Genomic DNA, 16,072 nt, shown 5'->3' with positions numbered 1-16,072 from the left:
TTTCATAATTTTGAAAACTTTTTATTTACAAGAATCCTTTCCCGTGATATAAACAAAAGTAATAACCGTACAAAGGGAGAACAGGGGAATGAAACAGGAAAAAATTACAATAGAAGAAATTGCCAGACAGGCAGGGGTCTCACCGGCCACCGTCTCCCGTGTGTTAAACCACAGAGAGCTGGTCAAGGCGGATACCATCAAACGGGTGGAAAGCGCCATGGCTGCCCTTGGATATGCGTTTGAATCCACCGCCCCATCATCCATTGAAGAACAGCCGCTGATCGTTTTAAATATTCCCGGAATTGAGAATGTGTTCTACCAGGAGGTCATAAAAGGGGCCAGAGTTTCTGCAAAAGCCCATGGCTGCCACCTTCTCATCAATGAATCTCCCTTGGACCGGGGGTCCATCCGCAACTTCTGCAACCTGCTCCACCGGGTCAACGCTGCCGGTTCCATCCTTTTAAACCGGGCATCGGAAGAACAACTGAAACAGATACGCGCCATCACCCCTCTGGTACAATGCTGCGAATACAATGAGGATGCCACCGGATACCCATATGTGAGCATTGACGACTTTTCCGCCGCGGAGACTGCCACCGGATACTTATGCAACTGCGGCTGCAATAAAATCGCTCTGATCAACGGCCCCTTAAGCTTTAAGTATGCGGTAAAACGGCAGGAGGGATATTTAAGCGCCTTAAAAAAAGCGGAGATCTCTGTGCCTCAAAACTGGATCATACAGCTTCCGGAGATCAACTACCAGATGGCTTACGCCGCCATCTGCCGCCTGTTAAACAGCGAACCAAGACCCAATGCCTTCTTTGTGGCTTCTGATATTTTTGCGGCTGCGGTCATCCGGGCTGCAAAACGCTTTAAGCTCAATGTGCCCAGGGATATTATGGTGGTGGGCTTTGACAACATCGAATTTTCCACAATGACCTGCCCTTCCATCACAACGGTCAACCAGCCCCGGCTGCAGCTTGGGTACAGCGCCTGTGAAATGCTGCTGGAAATGATGGAAAATCCCTCCAGTTCCCCAAAATCCCTGATCCTGGATGCGGAACTGGTGATCCGGGAATCAACGGCAAAAATCTGATATAGCACCTGGCTGTCGAAGTTTACGAGGGTCTTCGGTTGACCAGGAAACTTTCGTAACAGCAGTATTTGTGTTAATACGGTTTCCGATATGGCAAACTCCCGTAAAGTTATAAAAACAAAAACAGAAAACTCCCAAGAGCGTAAGGCTCCTGAGAGTTTTCTATTTTTGCTTTTATGATCACTTTCCTTTTTCAACATAAGACAAATCATTCACCGTTTCCACCGTATATATGCCATCTTTGACAACTACCTTTGATACACTGGCATTCTTCAGTCCTGCTGCCGGCACTTCTGCATTTGCATCGGCTGTTGCAAGAAATGTTCCGATGCTTAATCCGTGAGAAACCACCAAAACATCAGCATTGCCCTTATCCATGGATTCCTTTACCATATCACCAAATACCGCCTGTAAACGAGCCTGGATCGTGGCAATATCTTCCGCAGGCCAATTGCCCTGTTCCGCTGACTTATCCTTATCCAGTTGTGCCAGGGTATCCGCAAAAGGTGCAACGGTATCCATAAAACTCCCTGTCTGCATGGAAGCCATCATATCCTCCAGTGTCATGCCCTGGGCTACTGCAACCGCTTCCCACATCTCCTCATTTGGCATTCCCTCATAAGTACCAAAGTTAAACTCCCTGAGCCTTTTGTCTTTATGAATCTCCAGGTCAAGGCCTATTTCCTTCAGTACGATTTCTGCAGTCTCAATGGCCCGTCCGCTATCGCTTGTATACACAGCATCAAATTCAACTCCCTCTGATTTTAAGCCTCTCCCCAAAGCTTCTGCCACTTCTACTCCGGCAGGTGTCAGCGGTGCATCAATCCAGCCCTGGGAACGGTCGGTAGTATTTAACATGGTCTTACCGTGACGTGTAATATAAAGCGTCACCGTATCAACCGCTGCCCCAGGCTCTTCTGCAGATACTTTCTCCGGTTCGGTCTGCGCTGTCGTTTCCGGCTGCTTCACGGATGCCGCCTGACAGCCTGTGATAAGCATGGATCCAAGTAAAAACGCCGATATATATTTACTAAGCTTTTTCATATTTTTTTCTCCTCATCCTTAATATCAAATACCCCTAATGTTCATTTTCCTCCGGATATCTGCCGGCCCGCCCCCTCTTGACAGGCATGACAGGGTTGGGTTTCAGAAGGCCAGATCTTCCCCATTGGCAGCAATGACTTTCTTATACCAATAAAAGGATTTTTTCCTGGAGCGTTTTCCGGTTCCATTTCCCCAATCATCCAGGTCTACGTAAATAAATCCATAGCGTTTACTCATCTCTCCCGTGGAAGCACTTACTAAATCAATACAGCCCCAAGGCGTATATCCCATTAAATTCACGCCATCCATTGTAACCGCATCTTTCATGGCCTCAATGTGGGATTTTAAGTATTCGATTCGGTAGTCGTCTTCTACATATCCATTTACATCGGCCACATCCTTTGCACCTAAGCCATTTTCCACAATAAACAGCGGTTTTTGGTAACGGTCATATAAAGCATTCAGAGTAATTCGAAGCCCCAGAGGATCGATCTGCCATCCCCATTGGCTGGCTTCCAAATAAGGGTTTTTCAAGGAAGCAAATACATTGCCTTCCGTTGTTCCTGCAGCAGTTGGATCCCCGCTGGCTACTCTCGAGGAATAATAAGAAAAAGAAATGAAGTCAACCGGGTTTTCTTTCAATATTTCCAAATCACCGTCTGCCAGATCCAGCTTAATTCCTTCTCTCTCAAAACGTTTCCATGCATAATCAGGATACTCGCCTCTTGCCTGTACATCAACAAAGAAATACCCCTCTCTGTCTCCTTCAAATGCTGCCCATACATCCTCAGGCTTGCAGGTAAAGGGATAATATTGTCCTGCCGCCAGCATACAGCCCACCTGGTTTTCCGGGTCGATTTCATGAGCCAGTCTGACTGCCAAAGCACTGGCTACCAGTTCATGATGAGCTGCCTGGTACTGAATCTGCGTTCTGTCTTCCCCTTCCTCAAAATATAATCCTGCCGCCATAAAAGGGGCATGGAGAATCATGTTGATTTCATTAAAGGTAAGCCAATATTTTACCAGGCCTTTGTAACGGGTAAATACGGTCTTACAGTAATTTACAAAAAAGTCCATGACCTTTCTGTTCCGCCAGCCGCCGTATTCTGTGATCAAGTGCATGGGACAGTCAAAATGTACCAAAGTAACAAGCGGCTCAATGCCGTACTTATGGCATTCTTTAAAAATAGTTTCGTAAAATTTCAACCCATCTTCATTGGGAACTGTATCGTTCCCGTCAGGAAAAATCCTGCTCCATGCGATGGAAAGGCGATAAGTTCTAAACCCCATTTCCCCAAATAATTTAATATCATCAAGATAATGATGATACATATCAATGCCTTTTTTTGCCGGGTAGTAGTGTTCCTCATCAAAATCGAACATTTTCTTCTCTCCAGTAGCCACAGCCCAACGATCTTTGCCATGGGGAACCACATCCACATTGGCAAGACCTCTGCCTCCCTCTGAATACCCCCCTTCGCATTGGTTGGCAGCAGTTGCACCACCCCATAAAAAATCCTCTCTTAATGCCATATGATAACTCCTTTCTTTTATACGTTTCTGCCCATGTTCTTCAGGCATACAGATCATTGCCGGCTGACTGCCCTCTCAATTCCTATCAGGCAATCCTCTGTAGTAACCTTCTTTTCTTTCCACAAAATCATACCGTCATGTTCACTTAAGTTCGTAATCAATACCGGTGTGGTCAGGGAATATCCTTTGGAATGAATAAAATCCATATCAAATTCCAATAAGACCTGGCCTTTTTTTACGTTCTGCCCCTGTTCTGCCTTAGCAGTAAATCCTTCCCCCTCTAATCTGGTGGTATCCATACCTACGTGAATCAGAATCTCCAAACCATTATCCCCTTTAATGCCCAATGCGTGCTTTGTATGGAAAAAAGCACTGATCACACCATCTACCGGTGAAACAACAACTCCTTTTGATGGCTCTACTGCAATTCCCTTTCCCAATGTACCGCTGGAAAATGCAGCATCCTCCAGATTTTCCAATGGAACGATATCGCCTTCTACCGGAGAAAGAACCTCTATAGAAAGAATCTCCCCAGGACCATTTTGCGCACCTTTTGATGCATCGGTTCCCATACTTTCCTCAACCGGCTCTTCTTTATCATTCCAAAAGAAGAACGTAAGCAGGAATCCCACCAGGGAAGAAACAATGATGCAGATAAATGAGTGAAACATGCCGCTTGCATCTCCCGTTTCATTGTTAATAAAGTTTACAACACCAAAGATTCCAAGACCGCCCATGGTATAGGAATTTGTACCCATGGCAGTAATTACGGCACCGCCTGCCGCGCCGCCGATCATGGAAAAAATAAACGGCAGCTTTTTCGGAAGGGTAATACCATAAATGGCCGGCTCCGTTACACCGCAGATACCGGAAATCACTGCAGGGATACAGAGTGATTTTGTTTTTTTGTCTTTGAGCTTGAAGTACATGGCCAGTACACACGCAGTCTGTGCAAAACTTGCTCCAAAAGTTCCGCTTAATACGTTGCTGTATCCAAGTTCAGACAACTGTATGATAGCCATGGGAATTACAGCCCAGTGCAGTCCGAAAATAACCAGTACCTGCCATACGAATCCCATGAGGATACCAAATAAAATGGGGGAGGCAGCAAAGACAGCAGAAAATCCCGTGCTCAAAAGACTTGTTGCAATGGATACCACTGGTCCTATCAGCAAAAATCCTGCGGTCATGGATACAAGCATCACCGTAAACGGAACAAAAAAGTTCTGGATCATCTCAGGAATTACCTTTTTTGCTGCTTTTTGCACATAACCTGCGAACCAAACTACGATAATAACCGGAATTACACTGCTTAAATAGTTATTGGCTACCCAGGGAATCCCAAATGCCTTTAAGTAATAAGCGCTTTGGAAAATAGTTCCCTGAAATAACACGCCCAGCGGTTCTCCTCCCTGCATGGCAGATAACTGGATCCCCGGATAGCATAAGGCCGCACCAAGTGCCATACCTGTTAATTTACTTACATTAAATTTAGCTGCTGCAGTAAAGCCAATGATTACAGGCATAAACTGGAACACAGAATCACCGATGGCATTGAGCATCGCATATGATCCGGACGCCGCCGGATAAACACCCAGAAATACTAAAAGCGCATTCAAACCCTTTATGATACCGCCTGCTGCCAAAACTCCCAGAAACGGCTGGAAGCAGCCGCTGATAATATCAATCAGCCTGTCAAATGTACTCTTTTTATATGTACTTTCTTCCGCCTCCCCTTCCGTGCTGATTCCTGCCACCTGGCAGACGTCTTCGTATACGGCAGGTACATGGTTACCAATTACCACCTGGTATTGGCCGCCGCTTTTCATAACCGTAACGACTCCTTCCATTTTCTTCAAAACTTCATCATGTGCCTTGCTCTCATCCTTTAGCTGGAAACGAAGGCGGGTAATGCAATGGGTCAAAGACGCAATATTTTCTTTCCCTCCTACTTCCTTGACGATTTTCTTTGCCAATTCTTCATATTTTCCCATGGCAAATCTCCCCTTTCTAATTTATTTGTATACTATCATCAAGAATCTTAATGATATGAATAGCCAGATATAATCCTTCCTGTTCTGTGAAGCAGTAATGATAATGGTTCCAGATAAATTGCCTGATCTTTTCCACGCACTGAAAAGTATCTTCGTAGCGTTGGCTTAAGTGGTCTTTTAACATCTCGCTCATATCGGCATCATTTAATTGTGAACCCTGAAAAATCCGATGGGCCAGAAAACGCAAGTGAGTCACAAAACGGTAATAAGCATAACTTTCTTCGTTATAATCAATTAAAGAATGGTATTTTACTATATTTAAAATCTCTCCAATGAGCTTTGTTATCTTCCCTGCAGTTTCTAAACCTGATTCCAATTCCGCATTGACAAAATGCATGGCAAGTGTTGCTGATTCATGGTCATCATACCAGGTATCATAGAGCTTATTAAATTCAGCCACCAACTCCCTGCTTAGGCGAAATTCATCCTGATACATTCTCCTGATATCCCAAAGCATTCTGTTTTCCAGATAAGCCACCAGCTTTCCACGCTCAACCATGCTGTTTAAATGGTCTGCCAGGGATATGAAAAGAGAATTCTGTAAAGTACGGTTCAAATCCTCTTTTGCTTTCGTTACATAACGGCCAGCCAATTCAAAAATCGTCCCCGGAATTTCCGAAAATAATTGGGTATACTGTGCAAGCTGTGACCGGTCGTCTAAAATGAATGTTTTATCAATCAATTCACGTGGTATCTCCTCATTTTTATGGGATAAATGAGCGATTCCTTTTCCCATGACAACCAGCTCACGCTCCTGTCCGTCTAAGACCAGTGCAGCATTATTGTTTAAATATTTGATAATTTTCATCTTCCTGATCCTCCCAAAAAAGAAAACCCGCCTGATTCGCAGGGATAAAAATCCCCTGAACCAAGCAGGTTTCGTATATGTTCAAGCCATATTCACGATCCAACTGTGCTTCCTGATAATAACAAGTTTTCATCTGTTCACTTTTTCGATTTGGATTTACCTTCTATCTGTGACAGCCCCCTTAACTGATGGATAGATATTAACATGTCATTTTTAAAAAGTCAACATTTTCCTTATATTTTTCTTGTGTATTATAATAATCTTTTTAAATTATTTTTTTATTTTTAAATTATTTTCGTCGTTTTTACTATTTAAATCGGCATTTTTATGCACTCATCAGTGCTAAATAACCTTTTCATTTGACTGTTGCAAAACTGTAGGATTCCAATGCAAGCCAAACCAATTGCCAACACGGCTCATTTTGATTATCGCAAGCGCAGTCAATTTCTCCGTTCATAGATTGATAGATCATCATGGTTATAATCTTCCAATAAAACATACCGCTTTACAGACGCATCACAACAATTACACAGCCTTCTGCCTGACATGGGAAAGAATCAATGCAATAATCAAGCTTCTTTTACTGACCATAGGATATGACATTAATAAACTGCACTCAAAAATCCAGAGAAAAAGCTCCGGAACCATCTGTATAAATTAAAAACAACATAGAAAAAAAAGATCATGAACTGAAAATCCAACCGGATTTTCAACTTAAAAAGAACAAGAGCACCGCTCCTGGCATGGAATCATGATGATTTCATGCCATTGAGCGGCACTCTCCTTTATTTTATGAATAGAATAACCGGTTGACCGCACTGAAGATACCGCGGATAGATGCTCTTGTGATGTTGGAACTGATTCCCACGCCGTAAGTTGCCTTTCCTGTCTTCACATCCAGCAGATGGATATAGGAAGCCGCCTGTGCTCCGGAACCGGAAGTAAGAGCATGCTCGTAGTAGTCCAGAACCCGGATCTCGATGCCCAGTTCTTTTTCCAGGCCTTTCTGCACTGCGTCGATGGGTCCGTTTCCTACGCCCTCGAAGATCTTCTCTATGCCGTGATCCGTGTAGCGTACTTTGGCAAGGGTTGAGAATTCCACATCATCCTCCGCCTCTGTAATCTGGCTCTTGCGGAAGTGAATAGGCTCTTTTTTCTCGGTGTAGTTGCTTTTAAACTCATCCATGATCTGCTCAGGAGCGACCTCACCCTGCTTTTCGGAAATCGCCTGGATCACATCTGCAAACTCCTTGTGCATTCCCTTTGGAAGCTTGAAACCATAGAAGGTATCCATAACAAATGCTACGCCGCCCTTGCCGGACTGGCTGTTGATCCGCACGATAGGCTCATACTGCCTGCCAATGTCCGACGGATCAATGGGCAGGTAAGGAACCTCCCAGTGGGAATTCTTCCGGTCACGCATGGCCTGCATGCCCTTGTTGATGGCATCCTGGTGAGAGCCGGAAAAGGCGGTAAACACAAGCTTTCCTGCATATGGATGTCTCGGCTCCACTTCCATCTTGGTACACCGCTCATATACGTCAACAATCTCACGGATATTTTCAATGTGAAGTTCCGGATTGATCCCCTGAGAGAACATATTGTATGCAACCGTTAAAATATCCACATTACCGGTCCGCTCGCCGTTTCCTAAAAGCGTGCCTTCCACCCGGTCGGCTCCTGCCAGCAGGGCAAGCTCCGTAGCTGCAATGCCGGTTCCCCGGTCATTGTGAGGGTGAACGCTTAAAATAATGCTGTCACGGTTCTTGAAACGGGTGTTCATCCATTCGATCTGATCCGCATAAACATTGGGAGTCGTCATCTCCACGGTTGACGGAAGGTTAATAATGATCTTCTTATCCGGTGATGCGCCCCAGGTTTCCTGGACAGCGGTACAGATATCCAGAGCAAACTCAAGCTCTGTTCCAGTAAAGCTTTCCGGTGAATATTCAAGGGTCAGCTCTCCGTCAAAGCCCTGCATATACTCCTTCACCCATTGGGTGCCCTGAACGGCGATCTCCTTGATCTCATCCATTCTCTTATTAAAAACTACATCCCTCTGCAGGGTTGAAGTGGAATTGTAAATATGTACAATCGCCTTCTTAACTCCCTGAAGGGCTTCAAAAGTCCTTTTGATCAAATGCTCCCTGCACTGAACCAAAACCTGAATGACCACGTCATCAGGAATCAGCTTTCGCTCTACAAGCTGCCTTAAGAAATCATATTCAATCTGGGAAGCTGCCGGAAAACCAATCTCAATCTCCTTAAATCCCAGTTTAATGAGGAGATCAAACATCTCAATCTTCTCTTCCACGACCATAGGCTCCGTAAGGGCCTGGTTCCCATCTCTTAAGTCAACGCTGCACCAGATGGGTGCTTTCTTAATCTCATTGCACGGCCATTGTCTCTCCGGATAACTGACTACCGGTACTCTTTTATATCTTTGATAATTCAACATGTTTTATCTCCTCCATCATCATTTAATCGTCTGTCCTGCCCGGCGGACTGCCGGATTCATTTCTGAAACAGGACAAAATTTCCTTGTTCTGCCTCATAAAAAATCATCGCAGGCTTTGGAGTCGGTAAATCACGCTGTATTTTTTGACAATGAACAACGTGGCTTTTATAGGTCTAACCCCATCTATCATCATTCCTTTGCATTAAAATCACATCCCGTGCTCTGACAGTACATCACGGTAAAGTGTTATGTTATTATAGCACGACTAAAAAAGACTTACAACAGGAAAATTAATTTTCTGCTGCAAGTCTATTTAACCGTTCTTATCTGCTCAGTTCTAAAAGCTTGGACTTTAACTCGCCTTCCATCCGGCCTAACTCTGCCTCTGCTTCCCGGCGTTTTGTCCTGCCTTCTGCCTGGATGCGGACCACTTCATCCAAGGTGGTTATAAGAGATTCATTGGTCTTCTTAAGGGTCTCTATGTCCACGATGCCCCGCTCTGATTCCTTTGCAGTCTGAATCGTGGCGGTTTTTAATACCTCTGCATTTTTCCGCAGAAGCTCATTGGTCATATCCGTCACCTCACGCTGGGCCTTTGCAGCCTGCTCAGAATGGTTGATCCCAATGGCAAGAACCATCTGGCTCTTCCAGAGGGGAATGGTGTTCACCAATGTGGACTGTATCTTTTCCGTCATCATGGTGTCATTGTTCTGGACAAGGCGGATCTGGGGAGCCATCTGAATGGATATCATCCGGGTAAGCTCCAAGTCATGAATCTTCTTTTCAAAACGGTTCAGCATGGCGGATAAGTCATTGGCAGCCTGTGCATCCTCAGGAAGCCCGCTTTTTGCCGCCCGGTCCAAAAGTGCCGGCAGCTCCTCCTGCTGCACCCTTGCAAGCTTCCTTTTTCCCGCCAGAATATACATGGTCAGCTCTTTGAAATAGGTGGTGTTGAGATCATACATTTTATCTAAAAGAGCAATGTCCTTTAAAAGCTGGATCTGATGGTTCTGAAGGACCTTGCAGATCTGGTTTACATTGGTTTCCGCCTTGGCATACTTGGCCTTAATGCCCTCCACCCTGTTTACGCTTTTTTTGAAAAATCCGAAAAGACCCTTTTCTTCCTCTTCCACCTCAAAGCTCTTAAGCTCCACGACCACTTCCGTCAGCATCTGGCCCACTTCCCCCAGATCCTTTGACTTTACATTATCAAGGGCCGCTTCTGAAAAATCGGCAATCTTTTTCTGGGCACCTGCTCCATACTGAAGGATCAGATTAGAATCCTTTAAATCGATCTTTTCTGAAAAATCGGCCACTTGTCTTTCTTCTTCCGGCGTCAAGTCTGCCACAGGCACTTCTTCCACCTTTTTTAAAGTGCTTACTGTATGGACAATCTGGGTTTCTTCCATTACTCCTGCCTCAAGGGGAGCCAGTGTCAGCCCCGGCGCTTCCTTTAACATCTCTTCAATATCCTTACTCATTCTTCGTTCCTCCTGTAAAATCACTTTCCGCCCAGCCATCCTTTTTTAACATGGTTTGGATCACCGATGCGTCTGTGGAAACATCCAAGGCGGCATCCTGGTAAAGATCATCAAGCAGCCGCTCAAAGGCCTGGTTTATGGTATCAAGGGTTCTCTCAATCTCCGCCTTGGCAGAAGTAATATTGGCTCCCTGGGTCCCCACGCTGTCAAAATCACGGTATGCATTAACCAGCTTTACCGTTGTGGGAAGGTAATACTCCATAAAGCGTTCCATCTCCTGCATCCGCCGGGGATGTCTGGAAACAGATTCAAAAATTCTTCGGATCACATGTTCAAGGTTTGAAATCTTCTGGGAAATCACTTCGCCTGGAATGGCATCGTTGGCTTCCCTTAAAATCCTTAAATAATTCTGGCCTTCGGCCATCATCTGTTTCATTTCATCGGAAGGAGGCTCTTCCTTCGCTTTTTCACTGACCACTTCAAGCTCTCTTTCCTTAAGGGCTTTCTGGCATTCCAGATACTGCCTGTAGGTGGTTTCGCTTAAGATCAGGCAGGTTTTCTGCTCATCCAGATAAGCCTGCTTAAAAATCCCAAGCTTGATCATCTTCTGGACGTCCTTTAATACAAAATCACGGGATCTTCCAATGCTTCCCGCCAGTTCCTCAATGCTGCAGTACATCCTCTTTCCAGTCTGCTTTGCATAAATCCTGGCCCTCTTTAACCGGTCTCTGATGGAGACGCCGGTGCGGAGCATGAAACCGGAAGCGCCGCCTAAGAAAAGCAGGAGCAGGGTAGAGCCTGCCACTGCCCAGATGACCGGCTTCACCACCAGTGCCACGATCCAGACCACGAAAAGAAGCAGCAAGATCAGGCCAAGGCCAATGCTGCCAAATACCGTATACAGGATACCTGATACACGGCCTGCCTGGTTTAACTGCACCAGTTCTCCCTGCTCATCGCCATTCCTTCTCCTCACATCCCGGCTGGTCTGAAACGCCCGGTAGCCCGGCCCGCTTTCTCCTTCTCCCCCCTGGATAGGGTCTCCCCCCCATTGGGTCTTCCGGTAGGTCACCGTTCTTTCCGTTCTTTCTGTTTTCTCTCTTCTTTGGCTGGAAAAACTTCCCGGCGGCGGGTTCTTTCCAAACTCCGCCCCCTTCATCAGTTGGCTCCTGGCTTCCTCCAGGGCAGAATTAACCGTATCGGATATGGTTCTGTTCAACTGGTTAAAATCCATGGAATCAATGGCATTCTGCACCGAATCCCTGATTTGATCTCCTAAATTTGAAAATTCTCTATTATCCATATTCCTGGTCTCCCAAAATCATTTTGTCACAGTTCAGAACTTTATCATATCATGAATTGTCCTGATTTACAATTACACATACCTGCAAAAAAATAGAAAGCAACCGAAACCGGAAACCTTTTCCAGATTCTTGGATCACTTTCTATTTTTTTAACAATCTTCTAGGAAAGCAGATGGCCCTTCTCTTTCATTACCTCTATCACCTGATCCACATACTTCTTACAGGTATCAATATCGGCGGCTTCTACCATGACCCGCACAACCGGCTCTGTACCGGACTGGCGCAGAAGGATCCTTCCGCTGTCTCCCAGGCTTTTTGCCGCCTTTTCCACTTCAGCCTTTACCGCCTCATCCTCCTGGGCCGCAGCCTTATCATGGACGAGGACATTTTTAAGCACCTGGGGATAAATCTCAAGCTCAGATACCAGCTTTCCAAGGCTCTCCTTCTTTTCCAGAATGACTTCCATCACCTTTAAGGAGGTCAGGATCCCGTCTCCCGTGGTAGCGTGCTTGCTGAAAATAATGTGGCCGGACTGTTCCCCGCCCAGACAGTTTCCATTTGTCACCATATTTTCATATACATATTTATCGCCTACCGCTGTTTTCTCATATTCAATGCCTTCCCTCTCAAAAGCCTTGTATAGGCCGAAGTTGGACATGATGGTGGTCACCACTTTGTTGTTCTTAAGGGTTCCCTGTTCCTTCATATACTTGCCGCAAATGTACAGGATAGCATCTCCATCCACCACTTCCCCGTTCTCATCCACAGCTATGCACCGGTCCGCATCTCCGTCATAGGCAAAGCCCACATCGGCTCCCACCTCTTTTACAAACTTTTGAAGCTGTTCGATATGGGTGGAGCCGCAGCCTGTATTGATGTTTAAGCCGTTTGGCTCATTGCTGATCACATGGGTTTCAGCGCCCAGAGCGTCAAACACATTTTTGGCAATAGAGGAAGCGCTGCCATTTGAACAGTCCAAGGCCACCTTTTTATTCTTAAAGGACCTGGTGGCTATGGAAATTAAGTAGCCGATATACCGGTTTCTTCCTGCTGCGAAGTCCACGGTACGGCCGATCTTGTCGCGCTTTGCCAGAGGCAGCTCCTCCATCTCCCCATCCAGGTATTTCTCAATTTCAATAATAACGCTTTCTTCCAGCTTCTCGCCCTTTTCGTTGATTACCTTGATTCCATTGTCATAGTACGGATTATGGCTGGCGGAAATCATGATCCCGCAGGAAAATCCTTCGGTACGCACTACATAGGAAACGCTTGGGGTTGTGGTAACGTGAAGCAAGTATACGTCGGCTCCTGATGCGGTAAGACCCGCCACCAGAGAATATTCAAACATGTAGCTGCTGCGCCTTGTGTCTTTTCCTATGACCACCCTGCACACTTCCTCCGGATTCTTCTGCCCATAATACCAGCCTAAAAAGCGTCCTACCTTATAAGCATCCTCCACTGTCAGTGTTACATTAGCTTCTCCCCGAAAACCGTCGGTTCCAAAATATTTTCCCATTATAATATCTCCTTTTCACCAGTCTGCTGGTCATGTAAATAAATATGTACCATGCTCAAAACCCTCTAATTTTCCTCCTGAGGCACTTCACAGGCGTATAGAATGGTTCTTGCATCATTGAACTCATAGCTGCAGGTTACAAAAGACCATAGCTGCTTCACCGGTTCCTCCGGCTTCTGCAAAAACCGGCCTTGCTTTGTCATTTCCTCCACATATGCCTGAAAGCTTTCCTCTGTTTCAAACACGGTTTTCCGGCGAATGGCAGAGGCATCCGTATAAAGGGCGGTTACCGGCCGTAAATGATATTCCCTCTCCGGCGTGTAAATAAAAATATCCTGATGTTCCTTAAAAAAAGACTCATCCTTGTATTTTATGATATCCTTAAACATAGTACCGTTCTTCATGTGATGCCCGTATATTATGTTATGCCTGCCTGAAAAATCAGGTTCGCTTTCATAATCAAGGTAAATGGCTCCCGCTACGCTTTTCTTGCCTTCAAAATCCGTATCCAGATAAGTTTCGTTGTTATCCGTTTGTACAATGGGATAATCAATGGCCGTACCTTCGATCCTGATCCAGCCTACGATGTCCGGATTGATTTTTTTCAGTTTTTCAAAATCAATGGGGGAAGCATAGGCAGCACTTGTTTCTGCCTCTGTGGTGCTGGCCTCTGTCTCTGGAGCCGTAGTCTCCCTTGCAAGCTCAGCAAGACTTTCATACTGCTGTTCGGCACGATTTCTCGTTTGAAAATCAGAATAAAGCATTCCTGCGCCGACAGCCAGAAAAATAAAGGCCAGAATAAGAACGCCAAAGGCCAATTTTTTATTTTTCATGCTTATTCCCGCTTTCTTAATGTTTTTAAACCTCTCTAAGTATACAATATTTTTGCAAAAATCTCAATCTTTTATAAGCAGTGCTAGACTTTTCCACTTTTTTTCTATATACTTTAAGAAAGAAAATGTTATTTATGGAGACATTTATGAAAAATCAAGAATCTATCATTCATGTAAATATGCTGGGAGGATTTTCCGTATCCATGGGAGACAGGACGATCATAGACCAGAACAATCAGGCAAAAAAGCCCTGGAGCCTTTTAGAATATCTTATTACTTTTCGAGGCCGGGATATTCCGGTAGAAGAACTTATTGATCTGTTTTGGAAGGATGAAGCCAGTAATAACCCGGCAGGAGCCCTAAAGACCTTAATGTTCCGCGTCCGCAAACTTTTAGAGCCCTTGGGATATCCCACACAAGAGCTTGTTTTCCAGAACCGTAAGGCTTATGGCTGGACAAAGGATCTTACGACGGTCTGTGATACCGACCGCTTTGAAGACCTGTGTGTCCAATCAGAAGCCGCCGATCTTTCCGAGGAAGCCCGTTTGTCCCTTTGTCTGGAGGCCTTTGCCCTGTACAAGGGAAACTTTCTCCCAAAATCTGAGTGGGAGTCCTGGGTTGTACCGATCCATACCTATTATCACACTCTCTATCAAAAACTGATCCAGAAAACATTGCTCCTTTTGGAGGAAAGAAAAGATTTTCCAACCATCATCGATGTATGCCAGCAGGCTATTGCCATTGATCCCTACAGCGAAGATGCTCATTATTACCTGATCTTTTCCCTGTACCAGAGCGGAAACCAGCTTATGGCCATGGAGCATTATCATCATGTGACGGACATGTTCTATAATGAATTTGCCATCACACCTTCCATTCGCTTTAAAGATTTATACAAGCTCATCAGCGATAAAAAACACGGGATCACCATGGATTTAAGCTCCATACAGGAGATCCTTTTAGATGGCGGCATGGACAACGGGGCTTTTTGCTGTGAACCCTCTGTATTCCGGGACATTTACCAGTTGCAGACAAGGGCCATTCAACGAACCGGCGACTCTATCTTCTTATGCCTTTTAACCATCAGCAATCTAAAGGGAGAGCTTCTTAAGCCTGCGGTCCAGACACGGGCCATGGACGAGCTGGGGGATTCCATCCGCAAATCTCTTCGCAGAGGGGATATCTTCAGCCGGTACAGCGTAAGCCAATACCTGATGCTTCTGCCTACGGCAACCTATGAAAACGGCGAGATGGTCTTAAAGCGCATTATTCAGAACTTTAAAAAGGAATATTCAAGAAAAGACCTGTCCATTACGTATTCATTGCAGAGTATCATACCAAACTAAGGTTACAGCCCAGAGATACATATAAGAACAAGCGCTTACAGGAGGAACAGAATGCTGATAGATGACTTTATCACACTTACACTGGAAAAGAAAAAAAGCATCGCGCTGATCGCTCATGATAACGAAAAGCACGCGCTGATAGAGTGGTGCAAGGAGCATAGGGATGCCCTTGAAAAACATACGCTCTGCGGTACCGGGACAACGGCCCGCATGATCACGGACCAGACAGGCCTTCCCGTAAAGGGCTACAACAGCGGGCCTCTGGGAGGAGACCAGCAGATCGGCGCAAAGATCGTGGAAGGAAGGGTGGACCTGGTGATTTTCTTCTCCGACCCTCTCACTGCCCAGCCTCATGATCCGGATGTAAAGGCGCTTTTACGCATTGCTCAGGTTTATGATATTCCTATCGCCAACACCAGGGCAACTGCAGACTTCATCATCACCTCTCCCCTTATGGATGAGATCTACGAGCATCAGATCATCAACTTTAACAAAAACATTGCAGACCGGGCAAAGACCCTGTAAGGGTCTTTTCTATAACGTAACAGGAGGCAGGGCTTTTTCCACAAATAAACCCTGCCTCTTTTTTCTGTCAGTCA

At 45.4% G+C, this 16,072-nt stretch carries 12 protein-coding genes; 3 read left to right on the top strand and 9 right to left on the bottom strand.

Translation table 11 applies throughout. The features are described from left to right. Positions 1 to 88 precede the first annotated feature (88 nt). Positions 89 to 1,096 carry a LacI family DNA-binding transcriptional regulator gene (locus ACYVD3_RS22850; RefSeq protein ID WP_460644807.1) on the top strand — a complete coding sequence of 336 codons (1,008 nt, stop codon included), beginning with the start codon at positions 89 to 91 and terminating at the stop codon, positions 1,094 to 1,096. 180 nt (positions 1,097 to 1,276) lie between these two features. On the opposite strand, the gene ACYVD3_RS22845 is transcribed toward ACYVD3_RS22850, so the two are convergent. The 9 genes from ACYVD3_RS22845 to srtB all read right to left on the bottom strand — a co-directional run bounded on the left by ACYVD3_RS22845 (position 1,277) and on the right by srtB (position 14,127). Beyond that, on the bottom strand, positions 1,277 to 2,140 hold the full coding sequence (locus tag ACYVD3_RS22845) for a histidine phosphatase family protein (protein ID WP_460644806.1): 864 nt from the start codon (positions 2,138 to 2,140) through the stop codon (positions 1,277 to 1,279). 102 nt (positions 2,141 to 2,242) lie between these two features. Then, the gene (locus ACYVD3_RS22840; RefSeq protein WP_460644805.1) at positions 2,243 to 3,673 is read right to left on the bottom strand and encodes a 6-phospho-beta-glucosidase; all 1,431 of its coding nucleotides are present in this window, start codon (positions 3,671 to 3,673) and stop codon (positions 2,243 to 2,245) included. A 53-nt stretch (positions 3,674 to 3,726) separates the two neighbouring features. Beyond that, positions 3,727 to 5,667 carry a beta-glucoside-specific PTS transporter subunit IIABC gene (locus ACYVD3_RS22835; RefSeq protein WP_460644804.1) on the bottom strand — a complete coding sequence of 647 codons (1,941 nt, stop codon included), beginning with the start codon at positions 5,665 to 5,667 and terminating at the stop codon, positions 3,727 to 3,729. Between the two features lie 16 nt (positions 5,668 to 5,683). Next, on the bottom strand, positions 5,684 to 6,535 hold the full coding sequence (locus ACYVD3_RS22830) for a PRD domain-containing protein (RefSeq protein WP_460644803.1): 852 nt from the start codon (positions 6,533 to 6,535) through the stop codon (positions 5,684 to 5,686). 790 nt (positions 6,536 to 7,325) lie between these two features. Further along, positions 7,326 to 8,993 (bottom strand): 2-isopropylmalate synthase, encoded by a 1,668-nt coding sequence (gene leuA / locus ACYVD3_RS22825; RefSeq protein ID WP_460644802.1) that lies wholly within the window; start codon positions 8,991 to 8,993, stop codon positions 7,326 to 7,328. Between the two features lie 323 nt (positions 8,994 to 9,316). Next, positions 9,317 to 10,474, bottom strand: coding sequence for a toxic anion resistance protein (locus ACYVD3_RS22820; protein WP_460644801.1), 1,158 nt, complete (start codon positions 10,472 to 10,474; stop codon positions 9,317 to 9,319). After that, a complete protein-coding gene (locus ACYVD3_RS22815) occupies positions 10,467 to 11,777 on the bottom strand; it encodes a 5-bromo-4-chloroindolyl phosphate hydrolysis family protein (RefSeq protein ID WP_460644800.1) in 1,311 nt (436 codons plus the stop codon). Before ACYVD3_RS22815 ends, ACYVD3_RS22820 begins: the two co-directional genes overlap by 8 nt. A 161-nt stretch (positions 11,778 to 11,938) precedes the next feature. Next, entirely contained in the window at positions 11,939 to 13,294 is a 1,356-nt protein-coding gene (gene glmM / locus ACYVD3_RS22810) for a phosphoglucosamine mutase (RefSeq protein ID WP_460644799.1), read from the bottom strand. Between the two features lie 65 nt (positions 13,295 to 13,359). Then, a complete protein-coding gene (gene srtB / locus ACYVD3_RS22805; protein ID WP_460644798.1) occupies positions 13,360 to 14,127 on the bottom strand; it encodes a class B sortase in 768 nt (255 codons plus the stop codon). A gap of 146 nt (positions 14,128 to 14,273) precedes the next feature. On the opposite strand from srtB, the gene ACYVD3_RS22800 reads away from it, so the two are divergent. Together ACYVD3_RS22800 and ACYVD3_RS22795 are read left to right on the top strand one after the other, a co-directional pair. After that, positions 14,274 to 15,473, top strand: coding sequence for a BTAD domain-containing putative transcriptional regulator (locus ACYVD3_RS22800; protein ID WP_460644797.1), 1,200 nt, complete (start codon positions 14,274 to 14,276; stop codon positions 15,471 to 15,473). Positions 15,474 to 15,524: 51 nt separating this feature from the next. Next, a complete protein-coding gene (locus tag ACYVD3_RS22795; protein ID WP_460644796.1) occupies positions 15,525 to 15,998 on the top strand; it encodes a methylglyoxal synthase in 474 nt (157 codons plus the stop codon). Positions 15,999 to 16,072 lie beyond the last annotated feature (74 nt).

Source organism: Lacrimispora brassicae (assembly GCF_054772055.1).
Note: the sequence above shows the minus strand (reverse complement) of the source record. Positions and strands in the feature narration are given on the sequence as shown.

Bases quoted from the DNA above. Each gene is read 5' to 3' on its own strand.
- ACYVD3_RS22850 (WP_460644807.1), top strand. From the start codon at position 89: ATGAAACAGGAAAAAATTACAATAGAAGAAATTGCCAGACAGGCAGGG.
- ACYVD3_RS22845 (WP_460644806.1), bottom strand. From the start codon at position 2,140: ATGAAAAAGCTTAGTAAATATATATCGGCGTTTTTACTTGGATCCATG.
- ACYVD3_RS22840 (WP_460644805.1), bottom strand. From the start codon at position 3,673: ATGGCATTAAGAGAGGATTTTTTATGGGGTGGTGCAACTGCTGCCAAC.
- ACYVD3_RS22835 (WP_460644804.1), bottom strand. From the start codon at position 5,667: ATGGGAAAATATGAAGAATTGGCAAAGAAAATCGTCAAGGAAGTAGGA.
- ACYVD3_RS22830 (WP_460644803.1), bottom strand. From the start codon at position 6,535: ATGAAAATTATCAAATATTTAAACAATAATGCTGCACTGGTCTTAGAC.
- leuA (WP_460644802.1), bottom strand. From the start codon at position 8,993: ATGTTGAATTATCAAAGATATAAAAGAGTACCGGTAGTCAGTTATCCG.
- ACYVD3_RS22820 (WP_460644801.1), bottom strand. From the start codon at position 10,474: ATGAGTAAGGATATTGAAGAGATGTTAAAGGAAGCGCCGGGGCTGACA.
- ACYVD3_RS22815 (WP_460644800.1), bottom strand. From the start codon at position 11,777: ATGGATAATAGAGAATTTTCAAATTTAGGAGATCAAATCAGGGATTCG.
- glmM (WP_460644799.1), bottom strand. From the start codon at position 13,294: ATGGGAAAATATTTTGGAACCGACGGTTTTCGGGGAGAAGCTAATGTA.
- srtB (WP_460644798.1), bottom strand. From the start codon at position 14,127: ATGAAAAATAAAAAATTGGCCTTTGGCGTTCTTATTCTGGCCTTTATT.
- ACYVD3_RS22800 (WP_460644797.1), top strand. From the start codon at position 14,274: ATGAAAAATCAAGAATCTATCATTCATGTAAATATGCTGGGAGGATTT.
- ACYVD3_RS22795 (WP_460644796.1), top strand. From the start codon at position 15,525: ATGCTGATAGATGACTTTATCACACTTACACTGGAAAAGAAAAAAAGC.